Source organism: Acidovorax sp. K2F (assembly GCF_025246485.1).
Lineage (GTDB): Bacteria > Pseudomonadota > Gammaproteobacteria > Burkholderiales > Burkholderiaceae_C > Acidovorax > Acidovorax delafieldii.
This window is the reverse complement of sequence record NZ_JAOBSQ010000034.1, coordinates 20,208-40,890: the sequence shown is the minus strand read 5'-3', so window position 1 is coordinate 40,890 and position 20,683 is coordinate 20,208. Positions and strand designations below refer to the sequence as shown.

Sequence of the window (20,683 nt, the reverse complement as noted above, 5' to 3'; positions counted from 1 at the left end):
AAAATGAAATACTCGTCAATTTTCATAGCAAAGAGCTTCAATACTTGAGGCAATTTCGCAACGGCTAAAACATTACTAATCAAAGCAAATATCTTTACCCACCTCAGCAAATAGCCTTTCCTCTATTTGCTGTTCTGGGGTGATTGCTTGGCTCCGCCTGAATGCGTCGTACTCGTCGCAAAGCTTCTTGACCATAGACCATACCTTCTCAGCATCCCCGCCCCTTGCTGCACGCAATATAAGCGCCAATCCAAACCTTGGATGGTCAATAGCGGTTGCTCTAAGGTGATCACGTAGCGGATAAGTGATTTTTACGGGCTCTGGCATGTTGGCGGCGTGCTCGATAAGCTCGGCTTGGTGCTCTTCATCCTCCCATTCCGAACATGTTGGGATGCCCAATTTTGAAGCGATATCACCAGCATGAAAGCGCCTACGGCCTTGCAATGCTTCAATAGCTCTGAGCCACTCGGCGGAAGCCTTCTTATCTCCGCGTGCAGAACGGTCTAATAGTTGCGATAGGGATGAACCCTTTTCCCTGGCTGCCTTAGTGTCATGGCTAGACATTTCATGCGCTAGGTCGTGCTTTGCCAAATAGTCTGCCGCCGCGTTTAATTTGAGGTCGAAGCCATGCTCATTACATTGACCGCCCACCTTTTTAACGGCCTTATCCCATTCTTTACGGGCCGTCGCCTCAAAGGCTGACATATCCATGTCTGCTCCATAGGTTAAAAGCACGTGGAAATGCCCATGAATACCATTTTTACCTACCGGGGCTTCCAAGCTTTTGAGCTTTCCCATACTACCAATGGCCTTATAGTGGCGCGACATATTTTTATCGAACAGCTTATAGGCATCGTGCAGCCTATCGATTGATTCAGTCCAGTTACCATCGTAAGTGTGTGCCATGGTAAAAGTCATCATGGCGGCGCTTAATTGATGGAGTTCCAAGGATGGAATAAAGGCCGCACGTATCCATGAGCGTGATTGAGACACACGAGCACGGGCGCACCGGTCACAAGTCCACACATTCCCACATATAAAATGACCATCAAACCGGGCGCCGTCCTGGTCAACCTGTATTTCTGCGGTGGTTGAATCGCGTCCGTAGGCTTTCCATCTTCCACAGCCTATAACGGATGAACCTTTAAGGTTGCGCTTTTTTTGGTCGTAAAAGCCCGCCATAAGGCGTGATGCCATGGTTACACGTATGTATTCCCGATTTGGGCTTTTAAGCGCCTTTGATTTAGAGTTTGTCATTGTCGGCTTTCATGCCGACCTGTTTACTTGACAATTGATGAATATTTAGTATCATAAAACTGTTTCCAGTATCGCAGCCCGGTCGAAATGAGATGCGATATAAAAGCCCGCCTTGTGCGGGCTTTTTCTTTGTGCAATCAAAATATCATTAGCCACGCAATAAAGCAAGTTTAAGAACTCAATCTTATATATCTGATATCAAGGTGATACTTTTGTCGGAGTACTCCTATTCTTCCCAAGATTCTGTTTCTGGCCGTTATCAATCCCCGACTGACTACCACTGGTGTAGCATACGGCGAACAGTTAGAGGGTGGGGTCTTGGTAAACCGTAATGTTTTAAACGCCAAGGATTAATTTCGTATTCAATTCCATAAAGGTCGGGGTTGAAGTCGCCGCGTTGCTCGTGATACTCCGTGTCAATCCATCCCTCTCGGGCTTCAAAGAGCAGACGCTCAGAAAAGCGCGCAAGTTCTCCTAACCGCTGGTCACGCAAATTGCGATTGGCTACTTTAATCGCATATTTAATGTGATTAGTGCAGGTAGGTGACCCAACATAAAGACCCCGGCGCACAGGGTTCCCCTTGGCATTTTCTTCCCACCTAAAAGCAACGGGCCTACCCGACAAACGTATTTTCAGGGAGACCGCCTCTTGGATGGTGAATAAGAAATCATAGTCATGATATAAATTAGAGTAGTGAAACTCCTTTAATCTAAGTACTGGCATTTGTTACATCCTCAATATTTAATTTGATTATCTTTTTTTACCAAGGTGCCGCCATTTCTTTCGAGGAGTCACGGGCAAACTCTCAATCAGTCTGCTTTAATATTAATACGGCTTAGGTTCATCCTCTATGTGATAAGGATGGTCCGAATAATCCAATTGTTGTTTAGTTGCAACAATATTATTGCCAGGATTAAATTTGGGAATTTGAGCCGTAGATTCCGCAATTGCATTTTTATATCTCTCATCCATCTGCCAGGCATAAAACAACTTCATATTCTCTTTGTCATTGGTAAGATTGGCTAGGCGGTCTAGGTCTTTCCTTTTCTCATGCCAAATTTTGGCAAGACGGTCAATTTCTTTTTCCCTCTCCGCAATTGCATCAATTGGAGCGACAGAGTTCAAGCCGAATTTAGATATCAAGTCGTGCATCTTGTGATACACACTTTCAAAAATGGTCGGCTCCGTAGCGCGAATGTTCGCAATTTTATTTTTAAGCGCATTCATTTCCTTTTTTGTAGCCTCCGCATCTCTACGGCTTTTGACAATTAGGTTATATCCATCCCGCACGCGGTACGCTTCATTTAACAGATTTGTCCTACGCTCAGCCTCTTCCGCTTTTATTCGTTGGTCAACCTCTTTTGGCTGCTCTTCCCAAAACCTGGGCTTTGAATTCCTAACCATCGACGGTGGCAATTTTTCCGGGACTGGTACATCAATCAATGCTGCTGCATCCATGTCGGCTTTAACTTCTTTTAGTGCCGTTATGGCCTTTTGAACTGTCTCATATTCTTCCTGCATCTTTGAGACTTGGCTTCTTGTCCTTTTAATTTCTTCATTATCGCTTTCCAAATCTTTTCGGTGTTCTTTGGATGCATTGATAGGAATATTCACCATAGGGATATGATTTTCAATATGTTCAGCAAACGTTCCGCCCGTCACATAGAAGTCTGAACCATTTAACTTCGAATGCGTGTTAGTGATTTCTGCCACTCTCTCGCGTAGCTTTGAAATTTCCCCATTCTTCTTTCCTTCGTCTAGAACTCTTGTTTTGTTCAAAAATTCACCTGCGACAACCTCCCGAGTCGTAAAAAGAATGTGAACGTGATAGTTCCGCCCATCGTGCGGTTTGTGGATGGAATAGACACCCGCAACGCCATACGACTTTTTAAGCATGGCTATAAGGTCGTCACAATATTTCACGCGCTGTTCATCAGTCCACTCGAAATAAAGCGGAACCATAAGCTCTCTTGCCGTTCTTGAATTTTTCCGAGTGTCAGCAGCTTCCGCAGCGTTCCACAATTCTTCAATACTGAAATTGTGGTCACCGAATATCTTGGAAAGCACATGGCCACCTTTACGGGTGTAGTCATGCACCTTTTTATAAAGGGCATCGTGAAGTCTTGTACAAGCACGATAGGCCGCAGCGGCGACGGCGCTTTTACCGTCAGAGCGAGACAAAACGCTTAAAACGGGGGTGAACCATGTGGCAAGCGCAGCCATTAGACGCATCCCCCTGGTATATGTGAATCGTCGCCAGACGGTTCACGAAAGCTAAAAACTAATACACGCAAGGATGCGAAGCATCGGGGTGCAGGGGCGTAGCCCATGCCGAATGGGCAAACTTTAGTTTGCGTAAATGAGCCCTTGCAGGGGGCTATGCTATCTAACCATTTATATATACCAGCGCGTTTCATGAATTTATATTATCAGAACTTTTTCAATATTCGATAATATTTGATATTGAACTCCAAATCCGTATATTAAATACACAGGAGTCAAATTATGAGCAATAGCTATGCAGAGCGTATCAACCGGCTAGAACAGAGGGCTAAGGAAATACAAGATATAAAAAGCAAACTACTAAAGGCCAGCAGAAAGAAAAAAGGCGCCGAGGATAGGAGAAAGAAAATTATCTTAGGTGCATTACTTATCAGCAAGAGTAAGACGGACATGTCTATTAGAAAAACTCTTATCAAGCTTGTTAATTTAGCAAGCGACAGAGACAAAGAACTTCTCAATGAAGTATTGATATTTTCCAAAGAGTCATTAGAAACACCACCAAATGACGATGAAAAGCAATAAAAAAACCGGCAGTGCCGGTTTTTTTATTTCATGTCCAATCATTGCCAAGATTCAACAAGCGTTTTTGCGGCCTTTGTTATACCCGCAGAAGGTGCTGCCGTCCATTTAATAGGATTCTTGTCAAAGTCGCCAGTAAATGTAATTGTTTGCGCATCATCCGAAAAATCAGAACCTAACTTTTTAGTTGTCAGAGTAATAGTGCAACTTTTTCCAGAACCGCCCAGAGCCACTAACTTTACTTCGGCAGATGGGTCAGTCAGTGTCGGAGCCTGAGAACCAAGAGTATCCATATCTGCGGTCACAGTCGAATTCAGGCAAGCACCCTTTTCACTGAACCACTGAGCCAATGTGCCCTTTATAGGTGCTGCTAAGGCCTGCACCTTAGCCATCTTGGTTTTTTGAGTGTATTCACCATATTGTGGAATAGCCACAGCGGCAAGAATACCGATAATTGCAACCACAATCATCAGTTCAATCAAGGTGAAACCTTGTTGTGCTTTGTTCATAATGTTCATAAAAATTCCTTTTAGTTTAAATCCGTTTCCGGTAGAAACAGTTAAGCAAAATTTACGAGCCATTGCAAATAAAACCTGAATAAAAAAAGCCGCTGCATAAAACAGCGGCTTACCGGGGTGGATTTAAACTATACCGTCAAGGCAATTTCACATTAGTCTTTAAACGAATCAATGTCAAATTTAATGCCCTCAGATTCTTTCTTGAGAACGAATGCTCTACACACAGCCTCATGAGGTCTTTTGTAGATTGACTCAATTATTTCACCATTTTTATTTTTTGAGTAGGCTCGCCACTTTTGCGAATCTTCCAAATATTCGATTGATATTTGCTGCTCTATTAATAGTCTCATTGCCTGCCTAGCGCTTTGAGACGGCTGCCAATTAGCGGCAAAAATAGGCCTATCTTCTGATTGAAAATAATCGTTTTTTGGATCTTTGGCGCGTACCAGCGTCCAACCAAGACCAATTGCCACCGCTTTATCAAGCTCATCGCCGTATAAATTTTTCAACTTCATAGTATTTCCTTTAACGTTCTTAAACAGTAAAAGAAAAACTATGAATTGACAAGTCAATAAAAAAAGGGGCCTAGGCCCCTTTCTTTATTCTTGATAGTCACCGCTATCAACTGAGCGAGACACCCTCTTCTTGGAGTGCTTTAACCCAATGTGGGGCCTTCTCTGGCTTACCGTTCCACTTTGTACCCTCGACCAAGAAATCTTTGTAAAGCTTCCCGTCTTGCTTCAACGCCACAAGCCATTTAGGAATCATTGGGCCTTTGCCATTCCACTCGGTACCGCTAGCAGGGTCGCGGAAAATAACGACGTTTACACGCGGCTTCGCGTCATCGTCTTTTGGCTTTTCTGATGACGGTTTTTTAGGTGCGCGGTCAAGAGCGGATTCAATCTCTTGGCGTGTAAATAGTTCGAGGGGAGACAATCCAAAGAGCTTGATTTCTTCTTTGACTTTTACAATGCTAACGCTCTTAAATTCCTGCCGGGCCTCTTCAAGCTTTTGAGCAGCCTCAGCGGCTTTTTGTTCAAGCTTCTTAATCTCTTCAAATGTGTAAGCCATTATCCCCATCCTCTCATTAGTGAAAAAACCCAATCTAATTGAGCGCTCTACTTTAACATAACTCGCCGTTTTTTACCTGCCTCGATAGGCTGAAATTTAGCGAAGGTCACACCCTCGTAATTTAGCTTATCAATGACTTTTTTCATACTGGCGATAGAAAATTCGCCGGTATAGGTGTCTGTATGGGCATCATATAGCCCTCGGCCTGCGGTGATGCTATGTGCAACTGAGTGACCTACAATGCGTCTTAAAACCAATGCCTCTGGAATTCTCTCCTTGATGACGGCATCCTCCGACAAACCAGAACCATCAATAATGGATTGTGCCAACGACGTAATAAATCTATGTCTGAATGAATGAAAAACGACTGACTTATCTTCGATGCCGATATATTTTCTTAGATATTTTTGATTAAACCACTCAGAAGGCACTTTCCCAAACTTATCGGCTTTTGCTTTATTGATATCAAAAAGGTTTGTCGCCTTAGCTTCCTTTTGAGATTTTACATAGTCAATAAAGCCCAGGTCAATCAGTTTTTGATGAACTGGAATGATGCGGCGGGATTCCTCATTCTTAATGGACTTCTCATCATCTTCATCAGAGGCTGTAATTTTGATGAACCAAATTCCATCCTTATCCTGGTCAACATCATCCGGGGTAAGTTGGGAAATTTCATTGACCCGTGCGCCTGTAAATGCGCCAAGGTGTGGCACCCAATATTGATAGGCACAGTTATAGGTAGCCTCCGAATAATAGGCGGACTCAAAGATTTTTTGCATTTCATCTTTGTTGAAGGCTCTGCGCTTGATGCCTTCCTTTGCCTTGCCCACTTTATTCGCAAACCCTTCCATTACGGTTGGGTTGATAGCAAATTGCTTTTTACAATACTCCAAGAAATTCGATACGGTCATCATATAGCCATCGACCGTTAAAGACGAAATCCGTTCGGAGGGTTGCCCTTTATTGTCCAAGAGAGTTTTGTTTTTTGACTTCTGAACAATCTGGTCAAAGGTCAATCCCGCTGCTGATGCAAGCTTATAGACGTTCTTGGGGTAGTAAACCAACATCTTGCGGTAGGCCTCAATGTCGGCAGGCGTCAGGCTCCCAATGTGGCGGGTGCCATAGGTATCAAGAAAGGGGCGCAGGCGTGTCCTAATCTGGGGAACCTTCTTGACCCCGATTTCTTGGTCAACCTCTCTTTGCTGTTCGTATTTCAAATACTCCGCAGCCATCCGGGTGACCCGCTTTTTTGCCACGGGCGCGAGCTTGCCGGGGTCGTTGATTTTTTCGTCGTGGGTCGTGTTCAACGCTATTTGAGATAGCGGCAGTGAACGCGCTGCATGACGATCCATGGCTTCTAGGAAGTCGTCGATAGCGGGCACGTCCTCGGGTTTGACGTCTGTGAAGCGCCACTCCCCGTTGTCGTCTTTGTGCGCGTTAAAGGGGATGGGGAGCTGAGGCTTTCGGGAGGTCGTCATCTGAGCTTGTAAATATGCAACAAGTGATGACCGAGAGAGTACCCTAGAAGTCGCCCAGATTTGCTCGACCAGGACGCGCAAAAGCCGCGAACGCGCTTTGGCGTCGCGTGGGTCTTTGGTAAGGGTTGAGACCCTGAATTCCCTGCTCTCAGAAGGGTTTCTAAGATGCTGAGGAACAACAAACCGGGCGTGATAGACGCCGTTACGGGTCTGTACGAGGTAGGCAGATGAACGCACTAAGAGACTCCAAAGTGTGACCCTTGGTGTTACCCCATAGTGTGAGCGTTTCCCCTATCAAAAAGTCCTTAAGAATCAAGGACTTAGAAAAGTGGTGGAGCTGGCGGGAATTGAACCCGCGTCCGCAAGCCTTCGTCAGGCAGATCTACATGTTTAGCGGTCTGATTTGGATCTCGCTACCCATGTCGCGCAGTCGCACGCTACATGGGCCGCCAGCACCCTATTTTCTCACCTCCACCCAAGGTACCCGGATGGAAGCCAGCCCATGTAATTATCCTTGCAGCCGGGAGGCACTGATTGCTCAGAACCCCCTTGCCCAGCCCATCGGCCAACTGTTGCAAGGCTCACTGGCAATTAAGCAGCGAGTGCGAAACGTTCGTCGTTTGCAGTTAGTTTGTTAAATCGAGATTTACGAGCGTGACTCAAGCTCGACATGCACCACACTGATCCCGAACCCACGTCGAAACCAGGACAGCCCCTAGGCTTCCTATTTTAGGCGTTCGCGAGCAATTGCAAGAGCTCACTGGGAGATTTAATTGCGGCGTGCGCGCCCCACTCTGCAGGGTCGGTCTTGGCGCCCAAATAGCCGTAGATGGCGGCCACTGTACCCATGCCTGCCGCCAGACCTGCCACGATGTCACGCTCGTCATCACCCACGTAAATGCACTGCTCCGGCGGCACACACAACCGCGCAGCCGCTTCCAGCAGGGGCGCGGGATGGGGCTTGGCGTGTGGCGTGGTGTCGCCACTGACCACTGCCGAAGCGGTAGCAAACAGCGGAATAGCCTGGGTCAGGGGTTCGGTAAAGCGGGCAGCCTTGTTGGTGACCACACCCCACGTCATGTTACGTTCGAGAATCTGGCGCACCAATTCAGGCACACCTTCAAAAATGGTGGTCTGCTCGGTCATGCGAGTTTCATAGTTCACGAAAAACTCTTCGCGCATGACGGCAAAGTCTGGGTGATCTGGCCCCATGCCAAAGGCTTCTGCCAGCATGCCGCGGGCCCCTGCTCCCGCCATGGGGCGATATCGGGCCGGGGGCAGCGAAGGCAGACCTCGGTCGGTGCGCATTTTGTCTGCGGCCGCCCCCAAGTCTGGTGCGCTGTCGATCAGAGTCCCATCCAAATCAAAAAGGACTGCGCGAATGCCATGAAAAACGGTAGCCATATCAGCCCAGGCGACGCGCGGCAAACAAGTAATTGACGCTGGTGTTGGCGCTGAGCAAATAGCGACGCGTGAGGGGGTTGTATTCCAGGCCCTTGGTGTGCAGAACATCCAAGCCCGCACTGCGGCAATGCCCTGCAAGCTCGCTGGGGCGGATCATCTTGGCGTATTCGTGGGTGCCGCGCGGCAGCATGTTAAGCACGTACTCCGCACCCACGATGGCCAACATGAAGGCTTTGGCATTGCGATTGATGGTGGAGAAGAACACCCAGCCGCCGGGTTTGACCAAGGTGGCGCAAGCGCGGACCACCGAGGCGGGATCCGGAACATGCTCGAGCATCTCCATGCAGGTCACCACATCAAAACCAGCGGGCTGTTCAGCGGCCATGGCTTCGGCGCTGATTTCACGGTATTGCACGTTTTGGGTGCCCGCTTCCAGAGCGTGCAGTTGCGCCACGCGCAGCGCTTTAGTTGCCAGATCGATACCCAGCACTTCCGCACCCTTGCGCGCCATGGAGTCGGCAAGAATGCCCCCGCCACAGCCCACATCCAGCACACGCTTGCCGGTCAAGGCACTCAGCCCATGAATCCAGTCAAGCCGCAGCGGGTTGATCTGATGCAATGGACGAAATTCACTGTCAGGGTCCCACCAACGATGGGCCAATTCGGAAAACTTGGCCAGTTCGGCCGGATCTGCATTGACGGTTTCGATCATGTCGCTGATTGTCCATGAAGGGAGAGTGCGAAAAGCCCCAGACGTAAAAAAGCCCCGCGAGCGGGGCTTTTTTTGTGAAGCAATCCGAAGATTACTGAGCGGCGCGGGTGCCAACCACTTCGATTTCCACGCGACGGTTCTTCGCACGGCCTTCGGCGGTCTTGTTGTCAGCCACGGGTTGCTTTTCGCCCTTGCCTTCGGTGTACACGCGGTTCTTTTCGATGCCCTTGGACACCAAGTAAGCCTTCACGGCTTCCGAACGACGCACCGACAGCTTCTGGTTGTAAGCATCAGAGCCGACAGAGTCAGTGTGACCCACAGCAATGATCACTTCCAGATTGATGCCCTTGACCTTGGAAACCAGGTCGTCCAGCTTGGCCTTGCCTTCTGGCTTGAGCACCGACTTGTCGAAGTCGAAGAAGGCGTCAGCAGCGTAGGTCACCTTGGTGGCGACTGCAGGAGCTGGTGCGGGAGCAGGTGCAGGGGCGGCAGCGGGGGCTGGAGCAGCAGCAGGAGCTGGTGCAGCGGCAGGAGCGGGAGCAGCGATTGCGCCGTCGCAGCCAGGAGCTGCCGTAGCAGGCGTCCAGTTGGCATCGCGCCAGCAGTATTCGTTGGTACCGTTCTTCCAGACCAGTTGGCCAGAAGCATCGCGCCAGTTGTCAACGGTTTGTGCGCCAGCGGCGGTTGCGAGCGCTGCAGAGGCAAACAACATCGCCACTTTGTTCAGTTTCTTCATGGTTCTCCTCTTGGGGAAAAAGCCGCAGCCGCGCTGCGAATCAGGACGCCTAGGGTGACCACCACCCTAAGCGTTCAAACGATTGTGCCATACGTAACAGGGCAAAAGCTGCGCGCGCTGGTCGGGGCCCGTAGGACAAAACCTGAATTGCTTCGATATGTTGCGCCTTCGCTACACGGTCTTACGCCTAAAATGGCTCTCCTTTGCCGCCCCCGCCGTCCCAATGACCCAGTTTGCCAAAGAAACCCTGCCGATCAGCCTCGAAGAAGAGATGCGGCGCAGTTACCTCGATTACGCGATGAGCGTGATTGTGGGTCGTGCACTGCCCGACGCGCGTGACGGCTTGAAGCCGGTGCACCGCCGCGTTCTTTTCGCCATGCATGAGCTCAATAACGACTGGAACCGGCCTTATAAAAAGTCGGCTCGTATCGTGGGCGACGTGATCGGTAAATACCACCCGCACGGGGACTCTGCGGTGTACGACACCATTGTGCGGATGGCGCAGGACTTCTCGTTGCGCCACATGCTGGTGGATGGACAAGGTAATTTCGGATCCGTGGACGGCGACAACGCTGCGGCCATGCGATACACCGAAATCCGCCTGGCCAAAATCGCCCATGAAATGCTGGGAGATATTGACAAGGAAACTGTCGATTTCGGCCCCAACTACGACGGCAGTGAGAAAGAACCGCTGGTATTGCCCAGCAAGCTGCCCAACTTGCTGGTGAATGGATCGGCAGGTATTGCGGTGGGTATGGCCACCAACATTCCGCCACATAACCTCAACGAAGTGGTCGATGCGTGCCTGCACATGCTGCGCAATCCCGAGACGACCATCGATGAGTTGATGGAAATCATCCCGGCCCCAGACTTCCCCACCGCCGGCATCATCTACGGCATCAACGGCGTGAAGGATGGCTACCGCACCGGACGCGGCAAGGTGGTGATGCGTGCCAAGTGCCACTTTGAGGACATCGACCGCGGCCAGCGCCAAGCGATCATCGTGGACGAGCTGCCCTACCAGGTCAACAAGAAGACGCTGCAGGAGCGTATGGCCGAGCTGGTGCACGAAAAGAAGATCGAAGGCATCAGCCACATCCAGGACGAGTCGGACAAATCCGGCATGCGCCTGGTGATCGAACTCAAGCGCGGTGAAGTGCCCGAGGTGGTGCTCAACAACCTGTACAAGCAGACGCAGCTGCAGGACACGTTCGGCATGAACATGGTGGCGCTGATTGACGGCCAGCCCCGCCTGTGCAACCTGAAGGATCTGATCAGCGTCTTCCTGCAGCACCGCCGCGAAGTGGTGACTCGCCGCACGGTGTTCGAGCTGCGCAAGGCACGCGACCGTGGCCATGTGCTGGAAGGCTTGGCCGTGGCCTTGGCCAACATCGACGACTTCATCGCCATCATTCGCAACGCGCCCACGCCGCCTGTGGCCAAGGCTGAGCTGATGGCCCGCCCCTGGGACAGCAAGCTGGTGCGCGAGATGCTCACGCGCACGCGTGCCGATGGCGGTGTGATCAACGCCGACGACTATCGCCCCGACGGCCTGGAAAAGGAATTCGGCATGGGCCAGGACGGCCTGTACCGGTTGTCGGAAACGCAGGCCCAGGAAATCCTGCAGATGCGACTGCAACGCCTCACGGGCCTGGAGCAGGACAAGATCGTCGCCGAGTACAAGGAAGTCATGGCGGTCATCGAGGATCTGCTGGACATCCTGGCCAAGCCCGAGCGCGTGTCGGTCATCATCGGCGACGAACTCACCTCCATCAAGCAGGAGTTCGGCCAGCACAAGCTGGGCGCACGTCGCTCCATCGTTGAATACAGCGCACAGGATCTCTCCACCGAAGACCTGATCACCCCCACCGACATGGTGGTGACGCTGTCCCACACCGGCTACATCAAGAGCCAGCCCCTGTCCGAATACCGTGCCCAAAAGCGTGGCGGACGCGGCAAGCAGGCGACAGCGACAAAGGAAGACGACTGGATCGACCAGCTCTTCATCGCCAACACACACGACTACATCCTGTGCTTCTCCAACCGTGGCCGCCTCTATTGGCTCAAGGTGTGGGAAGTGCCGGCAGGCTCGCGCGGCTCGCGTGGACGCCCCATCGTCAACATGTTCCCGCTGCAGGACGGCGAAAAGATCAACGTGGTACTGCCGCTCACCGGCGACATGCGCAGCTTCCCTGCGGACCGCTACGTGTTCATGGCCACCAGCATGGGCACCGTGAAGAAGACGGCACTGGACGAGTTCAGCAACCCGCGCAAGGGCGGCATCATCGCTGTCAACTTGGATGACGGTGACTACTTGATCGGTGCCGCTCTCACCGACGGCCAGCATGATGTGATGCTGTTCAGCGATGGTGGCAAAGCCGTACGCTTTAACGAGCACGAAGACAGAGGCGGAGTGCGCCCACTGGGCCGTGCGGCGCGCGGCGTGCGCGGCATGATGCTGGAAGAAGGACAGAGCGTGATCGCCATGCTGGTCGCCGAAGACGAAACGCAGAGTGTGTTGACTGCTACAGAAAACGGCTACGGCAAGCGCACCAGCATCGTCGAGTACACCCGCCATGGCCGTGGCACCAAGGGCATGATCGCCATCCAGCAGAGCGAGCGCAACGGCAAGGTCGTTGCCGCCACGCTGGTGCACGCGGACGACGAGATCATGCTGATCACCGACAAGGGCGTGCTGGTGCGCACCCGCGTGAGCGAGATCCGCGAACTGGGCCGTGCCACGCAGGGCGTGACGTTGATCGCACTGGACGAAGGCTCCAAGCTCAGTGGCTTGCAGCGCATTGTTGAGAACGACGCCAATGTGACGGATGCAGAAGCTGATGGGGATGCAAGCCCGGACGGTGGCACGTCCTCCGCACCTGAAGCCCCCGACGCCTGACCACCGCAGGGCGTGAAGACGCCCCGCTAACGCTATCAAAAGCGAAGCATCAGGCGCTTATTGAATAAGCGCCTGATGCATTTTTAGCCCCTAACATGACACGCCCTTACAACTTCTCCGCAGGCCCCGCCGCCATCCCCTCCGAAGTCCTGCAACAAGCCGCTGCCGAGATGCTGGACTGGCACGGCAGCGGCATGGGCGTGATGGAAATGAGCCACCGCGGCAAGGAGTTTCTGTCCATCTACGAAAAGGCGGAAGCCGACCTGCGCGAGCTGCTGGCCGTGCCGTCGCATTTCAAGATCCTCTTCATGCAAGGTGGTGGCTTGGCCGAAAACGCCATCGTTCCGCTCAACCTGTCGCGTGCCGGCGTGGTCGATTTTGTGGTGACCGGCAGCTGGAGCCAGAAGGCGCAAAAGGAAGCACGCAAATATGCGTCTGAAGTCAACATCGTCGCCACGGGCGAAGAGACGGGCTATACCACCGTGCCGGACCCAGCTTCGTGGACGGTGAGTCGGGGCGCGAGCTACCTGCACCTGTGCAGCAACGAAACCATCCACGGTACCGAGTTCCACCAGCTGCCCGACCTCAAGGCGCTGGGCAGCGATGCGCCGCTGGTGATCGATTTCTCCTCGCACGTGGCCTCGCGGCCCGTGGACTGGAGCCGCGTGGGTCTTGCCTTTGGCGGAGCGCAAAAGAACCTGGGGCCCGCAGGCCTCACGTTGGTGATCGTGCGCGACGACCTGCTGGGCCATGCCCTGCCCGCCTGCCCCAGCGCCTTCGACTACAAAATCGTGGCCGACAACCAGTCCATGTACAACACGCCGCCCACCTGGGGCATCTACGTCGCCGGGCTGACCTTCCAGTGGCTCAAGCGCCAGACCGAAGGCAGCCTGACCGGAGTAGCCGCCATGGAGCAGCGCAACATTGCCAAGGCCACGCTGCTGTACAACGCCATCGACCAATCGCAGCTGTACGTCAACAAGGTGGCGGCCAACTGCCGCTCGCGCATGAACGTCCCGTTCTTCCTGCGTGACGAAAGCCGTAACGACGCCTTCCTGGCCGGTGCCAAGGAGCGCGGGCTGCTGCAGCTCAAAGGCCACAAGTCCGTGGGAGGCATGCGCGCCAGCATCTACAACGCCATGCCATTGGCGGGCGTGCAGGCGCTGGTGGACTACATGCGAGAATTTGAGCAAAAGCACGCCTGAGCGCGCACCCCACACGACAGCAACAGAAAACGGCTCCCAGAGCACGCACCGCTACCCCACCGTCCATGAACAATCCGCAAGCCTCACCCGACCTCGCCAGCCTGCGCGTGCAGATCGATAGCATCGACCAACAACTGCTCACGCTGCTGAACCAGAGGGCGCTGGTGGCTGAACAGGTGGGTGAAGTTAAGAAACGTGAAGGCACGCCCTTCTTCCGCCCCGACCGTGTGGCGCAGGTCATCGACAAGATCACCAACGCCAACCCAGGTCCGCTCAAGGGTGCGCACGTGGCGGCGATCTGGCGCGAGATCATGTCTGCCTGCCTGGCCCTCGAATCACCCCAGCGTGTGGCCGTGCTGGGCCCCGAGGGCACGTTCTGCGAGCAGGCCGCGATTGAATTCTTCGGCGGTGCCGCCGACCTGATGTACTGCGCCAACTTCGACGAGGTGTTCCACGCCACGGCGGCGGGCAGTGCCCAATATGGCGTGGTGGGCGTTGAGAACTCCACCGAGGGCGTGGTCACCCGCTCTCTGGACTTGTTCCTGCACACCCCTACGCATGTGGTGGGCGAGGTCAGCCTGCTGGTGCGCCACAACCTGCTGCGCACCAGCAACTCGCTCGAAGGCATCGAGGTGGTGCTGGCCCATCCGCAGGCACTGGCGCAGTGCCAGGCCTGGTTGTCCAAGCACCTGCCGCACGCCGAGCGCCGCCCGGTGTCCAGCAATGCCGAAGGCGCGCGACTGGCCACCACCAACCCGGCCTGGGCAGCACTCTCCAGCGAGCGTGCGGCCACCCAGTTTGGCTTGCACATCGTCTCCCACGCCATCCAGGACGACGCCTACAACCGTACCCGCTTCGCCATCATCTGCCTGCCACACACGCTGCAGACGCCGCCTCCTTCGGGCAAGGATTGCACCAGCCTCGTGGTGTCGGTGCCCAACCGGCCCGGCGCCGTGCACGACCTGCTGGTGCCGCTCAAGACGCACGGTGTGTCCATGACGCGCTTTGAGTCGCGCCCGGCCCGCACGGGCCAGTGGGAGTACTACTTCTACATCGATCTCGACGGCCACCCCGCCCAGCCCCACGTGGCACGGGCGCTGGAAGAACTGCGCAGCCTGTGTGCGTTCTACAAGGTCCTGGGCACTTACCCCGTGTCATCCTGAGGAGCAGCCGCCATGTTTGAACAATTGGGACTGATCGGCTGTGGGCTCATGGGAGGCTCATTCGCCCTGGCCATGAAGAAGGCCGGGTTGGTCAAACGCGTGGTGGGCTACAGCAAGTCGCCCTCCACCACCGACCGCGCCCGCCAGCTGGGCGTGATCGACGTCGAGGCGCCTTCCGCGTTACTGGCCGTGGCGGGCGCCGACATTGTGCTAGTGGCAGTCCCCGTGGCAGCCACCGAGGCCACCCTCAAGGCCATCAAGCACCTTGTCACCCCCCAGATGCTCATCATGGACGTGGGGTCGACCAAGTCCGATGTGGTGCAGGCCGCGCAGCGTTCGCTGCGGGACCAGGTGGGCTCCTTCGTGCCCGCACACCCCATCACCGGGCGCGAGGTGTCGGGCGTGGAACACGCCGAAGCCGACCTGTACAGCGGGCGCCAGGTGATCCTGACTCCCACCGAGCGCACCCTGACGGCCCAGCTGCAGGACGCCGAAAAGATCTGGACTGCGCTGGGCTGCCGCGTGACCAGCATGTCGCCGGAGTCGCACGACGCGGCCTTTGCCGCCGTCAGCCACCTGCCCCATTTGCTCGCGTTTGCCATGATGAACAGCATCACGGGCCAGACGCACGGTGACGACTTTCTGTCCCTCGCAGGCCCCGGGTTCCGCGACTTCACCCGCATTGCCGCCAGCGACCCCAAGGTGTGGCGCGACATCCTGCTGTCCAACCGGGACGAGCTGATTTCCCAGTCCAAGCTGTTCCAGCAGGCCCTGCGCAACATCGAGCAGGCCATGGAAAAAGGCAATGCCCAGGCGCTTGAAGACATGCTGACCCTGGCCAGCGAAACCCGTGCGCATTGGCGCATGGGCGCGAAGCGGAAGTAACCCCCGGAAGTAATCCCCCCTGAGTCGCCTATGGCGCCTTCCCCCAAGGGGGACGCACCCGGTGGCTTGGTCAAGCCAGTTCCACGGGTGCCCTCGCCTGGGACGCGCCAGTTTTTGAGGCCCCGGCTGAAAGATATCGATCGATGTACAGCACCGCATTCCTTGATCTGCCCCCTCTGCAAGCCGCTGCAGGCGAAGTCCACCTGCCGGGCTCGAAGAGCATCTCCAACCGGGTGCTGCTGCTGGCCGCGCTGAGCAACGGCACCACCACCGTGCACGACCTGCTGGCGTCCGACGACACGCGCGTGATGCTGGACGCTCTGCGCCAGATCGGGTGCACGGTGGATGAGGCTGGAAGCACGGTGCGTATCACGGGCCTGGGTGGCCGCCTGCCCCAATCCCCCGCCAAGCTGTTCCTGGGCAATGCGGGCACGGCCATGCGCCCACTCACTGCAGCGCTGGCACTGCTGGGCGGCGAGTTCGAGCTGTCCGGCGTGCCACGCATGCACGAGCGCCCGATTGGCGACCTGATTGATGCCCTGCGCCAGCTGGGCTGCCAGATCGACTACCTGGGCAACGACGGCTACCCACCACTCAGGATCGCCCACGGCCAGGGCGTGCCCCCGCTTGCGCTGGCAGCGCCCATCCGCGTACGTGGCGACGTGTCCAGCCAATTCCTCACTGCCCTGCTCATGGCGCTGCCGCTGGCGGCCGGCGAGCAGGCCATCGTGATCGAGGTGGTGGGCGAGCTGATCTCCAAACCCTACATCGCCATCACGCTGCAGTTGCTGGCGCGGTTTGGCATCGTGGTCGAGCACCAGAACTGGCAGCGCTTCACCATCGCGGCGGGTAGCCGCTACCAGTCGCCCGGCAGTATTCATGTGGAGGCAGACGCCTCATCCGCTAGCTATTTCATAGCGCTTGGAGCAATAGCGACTAGCGCTACTGGCCAAAAAGATGCCAAATCCGGCATCAAGATACAAGGCGTGGGCCTGGACTCGATCCAGGGCGATATTCGCTTTGTCGAAGCGGCCCGGGCCATGGGCGCGGTGATCACCGGGGGCCCCAACTGGCTGCAGATCGAACGCGGCGCCTGGCCCCTCAAGGCCATTGACCTGGACTGCAACCACATCCCTGATGCGGCCATGACGCTGGCCGTGATGGCCCTGTATGCCGAGGGCACGACCACGCTGACCAACATCGCCAGCTGGCGCGTGAAGGAAACCGACCGCATCGCCGCCATGGCCACCGAGCTGCGCAAGCTCGGCGCCACGGTGGAGGAAGGTGCGGACTACATCCGCGTGACGCCTCCCGCCCAGTCCGCTGACTGGAAAGCCGCCAGCATCCACACCTACGACGACCACCGTGTGGCCATGTGCTTCTCGCTGGCCGCCTTCAATCCGGCGCGTCTGCCGGTGCGCATCGAAGACCCCAAGTGCGTAGCCAAGACGTTCCCGGACTATTTCGAGGCGCTGTTCTCGGTCGCCCAGGTCGAAACCTCTCACATCCCGGTGATCTGTATTGACGGCCCGACAGCCTCGGGCAAGGGCACGGTGGCGGCGGCGGTGGCGCAACGGCTGGGCTATCGCTTTTTGGATTCCGGCGCGATGTACCGCATCACCGCCCTCGCCGCGCTGCGGGCGGGTTTCGCCATCGATGCGGACCACGAAGCTCGTATCGCCACCCTGGCCCAAACTCTGCCGGTGCGGTTTGAGGGCGGCAAGGTGTGGCTGGGCAGCGACGACGTGACCGAGGCCATCCGCACCGAAGAAGCCGGTATGAACGCGTCCCGTGTGTCCGCTCTGCCTGCCGTGCGCACGGCGCTGGTGGACCTGCAACACAGCTTCCAGCGCCTGCCGGGGCTGGTGGCCGATGGCCGCGACATGGGCACCGTGATCTTCCCCGAGGCCCCCTTGAAGGTGTATCTCACTGCCAGCGCCGCCTGCCGCGCAGAACGCCGTTATAAGCAGTTGATTTCTAAGGGTTTTTCGGCTAGTATCGAAGACCTTCGCGCAGATTTGGAGGCGCGCGACGCCCGGGACAGTTCCCGCAGCGTTGCACCCCTCAAGCCCGCGCAGGACGCTCTGGTCCTGGACAACTCCGATTTGACGATTGAACAAGCCGTCGAAAAGGTTTTGGCCTGGTGGCAGGAGCGCCAGCCCTTCGCAGCTTCTGCGCAGCGCTGACAATGTGGAGCCCTCGGGCTCCAGGCAGTGCCGAAAGGCCTTGCCACAGGCCCACGCAGCCCCCATCGCGCGTCAGCGCACAGGTTGTGTGGATCGATAACCTAACCCGCGGCTCTGCCGCAAAAAACCACCGCAAGCAGCTATAAAAACGGTAGCAATGGTGCTGCCGGAATCCTGTTTGTGGCAAGGAAACACATGTCCGAATCTTTTGCCGCCCTTTTTGAAGAATCCTTGCAGCGCACGGAAATGCGCCCAGGCGAAGTCATCACCGCTGAAGTCGTGCGCGTTGAGCACAACTTCGTGGTTGTGAACGCTGGCCTCAAGTCCGAAGCCTACGTGCCGCTGGAAGAGTTCAAGAACGACAAGGGCGAAGTCGAAGTCCAAGTGGGTGACTTCGTGTCGGTGGCCATTGGCTCCATCGAAAACGGCTACGGCGACACCATCCTGTCGCGCGACACCGCCAAGCGTCTGGCTTCCTGGATGAGCCTGGAAAAGGCCCTGGAATCCGGCGAATTCGTCACTGGCACGACCAGCGGCAAGGTCAAGGGCGGTCTGACCGTTCTGGTCAACGGCATCCGCGCATTCCTGCCCGGTTCGCTGATCGATACCCGTCCGATCAAGGATCTGACGCCGTACGAAAACAAGACCATGGAATTCAAGGTCATCAAGCTGGACCGCAAGCGCAACAACGTGGTGCTGAGCCGCCGCGCTGTGGTGGAAGCCTCCATGGGCGAAGAGCGCGCCAAGCTGATGGAAACCCTGAAGGAAGGCTCCATCGTTCAAGGCGTGGTCAAGAACATCACCGAATACGGTGCGTTCGTGGACCTGGGCGGCATCGATGGCCTGCTGCACATCACCGACATGGCATGGCGCCGCGTGCGTCACCCCTCCGAAGTGGTGACCGCTGGCCAGGAAATCACTGCCAAGATCCTCAAGTTCGACACCGAGAAGAACCGTGTCTCGCTGGGTCTGAAGCAAATGGGCGACGACCCATGGATGGGCGTGAACCGCCGCTACCCCCAAGGCACCCGCCTGTTCGGCAAGATCACGAACATTGCCGACTACGGCGCATTCGTGGAACTCGAACCCGGCATCGAAGGCCTGGTGCACGTGTCTGAAATGGACTGGACCAACAAGAACATCGCTCCCGCCAAGCTGGTTTCGCTGGGCGACGAAGTCGAAGTCATGGTTCTGGAAATCGACGAAGACAAGCGCCGTATCAGCCTGGGCATGAAGCAGTGCAAGGCCAACCCATGGCAAGAATTCGCACAGGACACGAAGCGCGGCGACCGCGTCAAGGGTCCGATCAAGTCGATCACCGACTTCGGCGTGTTCGTGGGCCTGGCTGCCGGCATCGACGGCCTGGTGCACCTGTCTGACCTGTCGTGGAACGAACCCGGCGAAGCCGCTGTTCGCAACTACAAGAAGGGCCAGGAAGTGGAAGCGATCGTGCTGGCCGTGGACGTGGACCGCGAACGCATCTCGCTGGGCATCAAGCAGCTCGACGGCGACCCATTCACGACCTTCGTGACCGTGAACGACAAGGGCCAGACGGTGACCGGCAAGGTCAAGACCGTGGACGCCCGTGGCGCTGAAATCGACCTCGGCGAAGACATCGTGGGCTACCTGCGCGCTTCGGAAATCTCCCGCGACCGCGTGGAAGATGCCCGCAACGTGCTCAAGGAAGGCGACGAAGTCACGGCCGTGGTGGTGAACGTGGATCGCAAGACCCGCAACATCCAGCTGTCGATCAAGCAAAAGGACATGGCTGACGAACAAGGCGCCATGGCCAACCTGAGCCAGCAATCGAGCCGCGAAAGCGCCGGCACGACCAGCCTGGGCGCCCTGCTGCGCGCCAAGCTGGACAACTCGGAAAAGTAAAGCGCTGACCCGTTAAACGGTCAGACAGCGGGCGCCTCGGCGCCCGCTCTTTTTTCAGCCAAGACTGCCTATGTCCCAAGATTCCATGACCCGCTCAGACCTCGTCGAAGAACTGGCCGCCCGTTTCGGCCAGCTCACCCACCGCGATGCCGAATACGCCGTCAAGACCATTCTGGACGCCGTGGGCGAGGCCCTGGTGCGCGGGCACCGCATCGAGATCCGGGGCTTTGGCAGCTTCTCGGTCAACCACCGCCCTCCCCGCATGGGCCGCAATCCACGCAGCGGCGAGGCCGTGGCCATTCCCGAAAAGCGTGTGCCCCATTTCAAGCCGGGCAAGGCCCTGCGCGAAGCCGTCGACAAACGCACGGCCGAAATGGAAGAAAAGGCACCGCCCGCAACGGGCACCCTGGGCAATTGATATCAAATTGATAGCATCAAGCGCATGATTCACTAGCGCCTGCTGCCGTTTTGGCTTGTATTGACCC

Annotated in this window: 18 protein-coding genes and 1 other RNA gene; 8 read left to right on the top strand and 11 right to left on the bottom strand. The window is 55.9% G+C overall.

Annotated elements, in window-relative coordinates:
- Positions 1–75 precede the first annotated feature (75 nt).
- The 3 genes from N4G42_RS11995 to N4G42_RS11985 all read right to left on the bottom strand — a co-directional run bounded on the left by N4G42_RS11995 (position 76) and on the right by N4G42_RS11985 (position 3,481).
- A complete protein-coding gene (locus tag N4G42_RS11995) occupies positions 76–1,197 on the bottom strand; it encodes a hypothetical protein (protein WP_260667322.1) in 1,122 nt (373 codons plus the stop codon).
- A 334-nt stretch (positions 1,198–1,531) separates the two neighbouring features.
- Positions 1,532–1,981: a hypothetical protein gene (locus N4G42_RS11990; protein ID WP_260667321.1), complete on the bottom strand. Its 450-nt coding sequence runs from the start codon at positions 1,979–1,981 to the stop codon at positions 1,532–1,534.
- Positions 1,982–2,083: 102 nt separating this feature from the next.
- Positions 2,084–3,481, bottom strand: coding sequence for a MobA/MobL family protein (locus N4G42_RS11985; RefSeq protein WP_260667320.1), 1,398 nt, complete (start codon positions 3,479–3,481; stop codon positions 2,084–2,086).
- 282 nt (positions 3,482–3,763) lie between these two features.
- On the opposite strand from N4G42_RS11985, the gene N4G42_RS11980 reads away from it, so the two are divergent.
- Positions 3,764–4,063 (top strand): hypothetical protein, encoded by a 300-nt coding sequence (locus tag N4G42_RS11980; RefSeq protein WP_260667319.1) that lies wholly within the window; start codon positions 3,764–3,766, stop codon positions 4,061–4,063.
- A 38-nt stretch (positions 4,064–4,101) separates the two neighbouring features.
- Here N4G42_RS11980 and N4G42_RS11975 read toward each other — a convergent pair whose 3' ends face one another.
- The 8 genes from N4G42_RS11975 to ompA form a co-directional block, all read right to left on the bottom strand.
- The gene (locus N4G42_RS11975; RefSeq protein WP_313771910.1) at positions 4,102–4,569 is read right to left on the bottom strand and encodes a pilin; all 468 of its coding nucleotides are present in this window, start codon (positions 4,567–4,569) and stop codon (positions 4,102–4,104) included.
- A 161-nt stretch (positions 4,570–4,730) separates the two neighbouring features.
- Positions 4,731–5,093 carry a DUF2591 domain-containing protein gene (locus tag N4G42_RS11965; RefSeq protein ID WP_260667318.1) on the bottom strand — a complete coding sequence of 121 codons (363 nt, stop codon included), beginning with the start codon at positions 5,091–5,093 and terminating at the stop codon, positions 4,731–4,733.
- A gap of 106 nt (positions 5,094–5,199) precedes the next feature.
- Entirely contained in the window at positions 5,200–5,649 is a 450-nt protein-coding gene (locus N4G42_RS11960; protein WP_260667317.1) for an H-NS histone family protein, read from the bottom strand.
- A 47-nt stretch (positions 5,650–5,696) separates the two neighbouring features.
- Positions 5,697–7,364 (bottom strand): site-specific integrase, encoded by a 1,668-nt coding sequence (locus N4G42_RS11955; RefSeq protein WP_260667316.1) that lies wholly within the window; start codon positions 7,362–7,364, stop codon positions 5,697–5,699.
- A 92-nt stretch (positions 7,365–7,456) separates the two neighbouring features.
- Positions 7,457–7,843, bottom strand: a transfer-messenger RNA (tmRNA) gene (gene ssrA / locus N4G42_RS11950).
- A gap of 13 nt (positions 7,844–7,856) precedes the next feature.
- Entirely contained in the window at positions 7,857–8,531 is a 675-nt protein-coding gene (locus tag N4G42_RS11945) for an HAD family hydrolase (protein ID WP_099730465.1), read from the bottom strand.
- A 1-nt stretch (position 8,532) separates the two neighbouring features.
- Positions 8,533–9,243 carry a bifunctional 2-polyprenyl-6-hydroxyphenol methylase/3-demethylubiquinol 3-O-methyltransferase UbiG gene (gene ubiG / locus N4G42_RS11940; RefSeq protein WP_260667373.1) on the bottom strand — a complete coding sequence of 237 codons (711 nt, stop codon included), beginning with the start codon at positions 9,241–9,243 and terminating at the stop codon, positions 8,533–8,535.
- A gap of 91 nt (positions 9,244–9,334) precedes the next feature.
- A complete protein-coding gene (gene ompA, locus N4G42_RS11935; RefSeq protein ID WP_015014428.1) occupies positions 9,335–9,979 on the bottom strand; it encodes an outer membrane protein OmpA in 645 nt (214 codons plus the stop codon).
- Between the two features lie 223 nt (positions 9,980–10,202).
- Between ompA and gyrA the strand changes: the two genes are divergently transcribed.
- The 7 genes from gyrA (at position 10,203) to N4G42_RS11900 (ending at position 20,616) form a co-directional block, all read left to right on the top strand.
- Positions 10,203–12,878, top strand: a complete 2,676-nt coding sequence (gene gyrA, locus N4G42_RS11930) for a DNA gyrase subunit A (protein WP_260667315.1) — start codon at positions 10,203–10,205, stop codon at positions 12,876–12,878.
- Between the two features lie 95 nt (positions 12,879–12,973).
- Positions 12,974–14,083: a 3-phosphoserine/phosphohydroxythreonine transaminase gene (serC, locus tag N4G42_RS11925; RefSeq protein WP_260667314.1), complete on the top strand. Its 1,110-nt coding sequence runs from the start codon at positions 12,974–12,976 to the stop codon at positions 14,081–14,083.
- A gap of 65 nt (positions 14,084–14,148) precedes the next feature.
- Complete coding sequence (gene pheA, locus N4G42_RS11920) at positions 14,149–15,246, top strand: prephenate dehydratase (protein ID WP_056746355.1); 1,098 nt, start codon at positions 14,149–14,151, stop codon at positions 15,244–15,246.
- Between the two features lie 12 nt (positions 15,247–15,258).
- The gene (locus tag N4G42_RS11915; RefSeq protein WP_260667313.1) at positions 15,259–16,131 is read left to right on the top strand and encodes a prephenate dehydrogenase; all 873 of its coding nucleotides are present in this window, start codon (positions 15,259–15,261) and stop codon (positions 16,129–16,131) included.
- Between the two features lie 143 nt (positions 16,132–16,274).
- Positions 16,275–18,317, top strand: a complete 2,043-nt coding sequence (locus tag N4G42_RS11910; protein ID WP_260667312.1) for a bifunctional 3-phosphoshikimate 1-carboxyvinyltransferase/cytidylate kinase — start codon at positions 16,275–16,277, stop codon at positions 18,315–18,317.
- Positions 18,318–18,512: 195 nt separating this feature from the next.
- Positions 18,513–20,198, top strand: a complete 1,686-nt coding sequence (gene rpsA / locus N4G42_RS11905) for a 30S ribosomal protein S1 (protein ID WP_056063647.1) — start codon at positions 18,513–18,515, stop codon at positions 20,196–20,198.
- A gap of 70 nt (positions 20,199–20,268) precedes the next feature.
- Positions 20,269–20,616 (top strand): integration host factor subunit beta, encoded by a 348-nt coding sequence (locus N4G42_RS11900; protein ID WP_192421921.1) that lies wholly within the window; start codon positions 20,269–20,271, stop codon positions 20,614–20,616.
- The last annotated feature ends 67 nt before the right edge of the window (positions 20,617–20,683 follow it).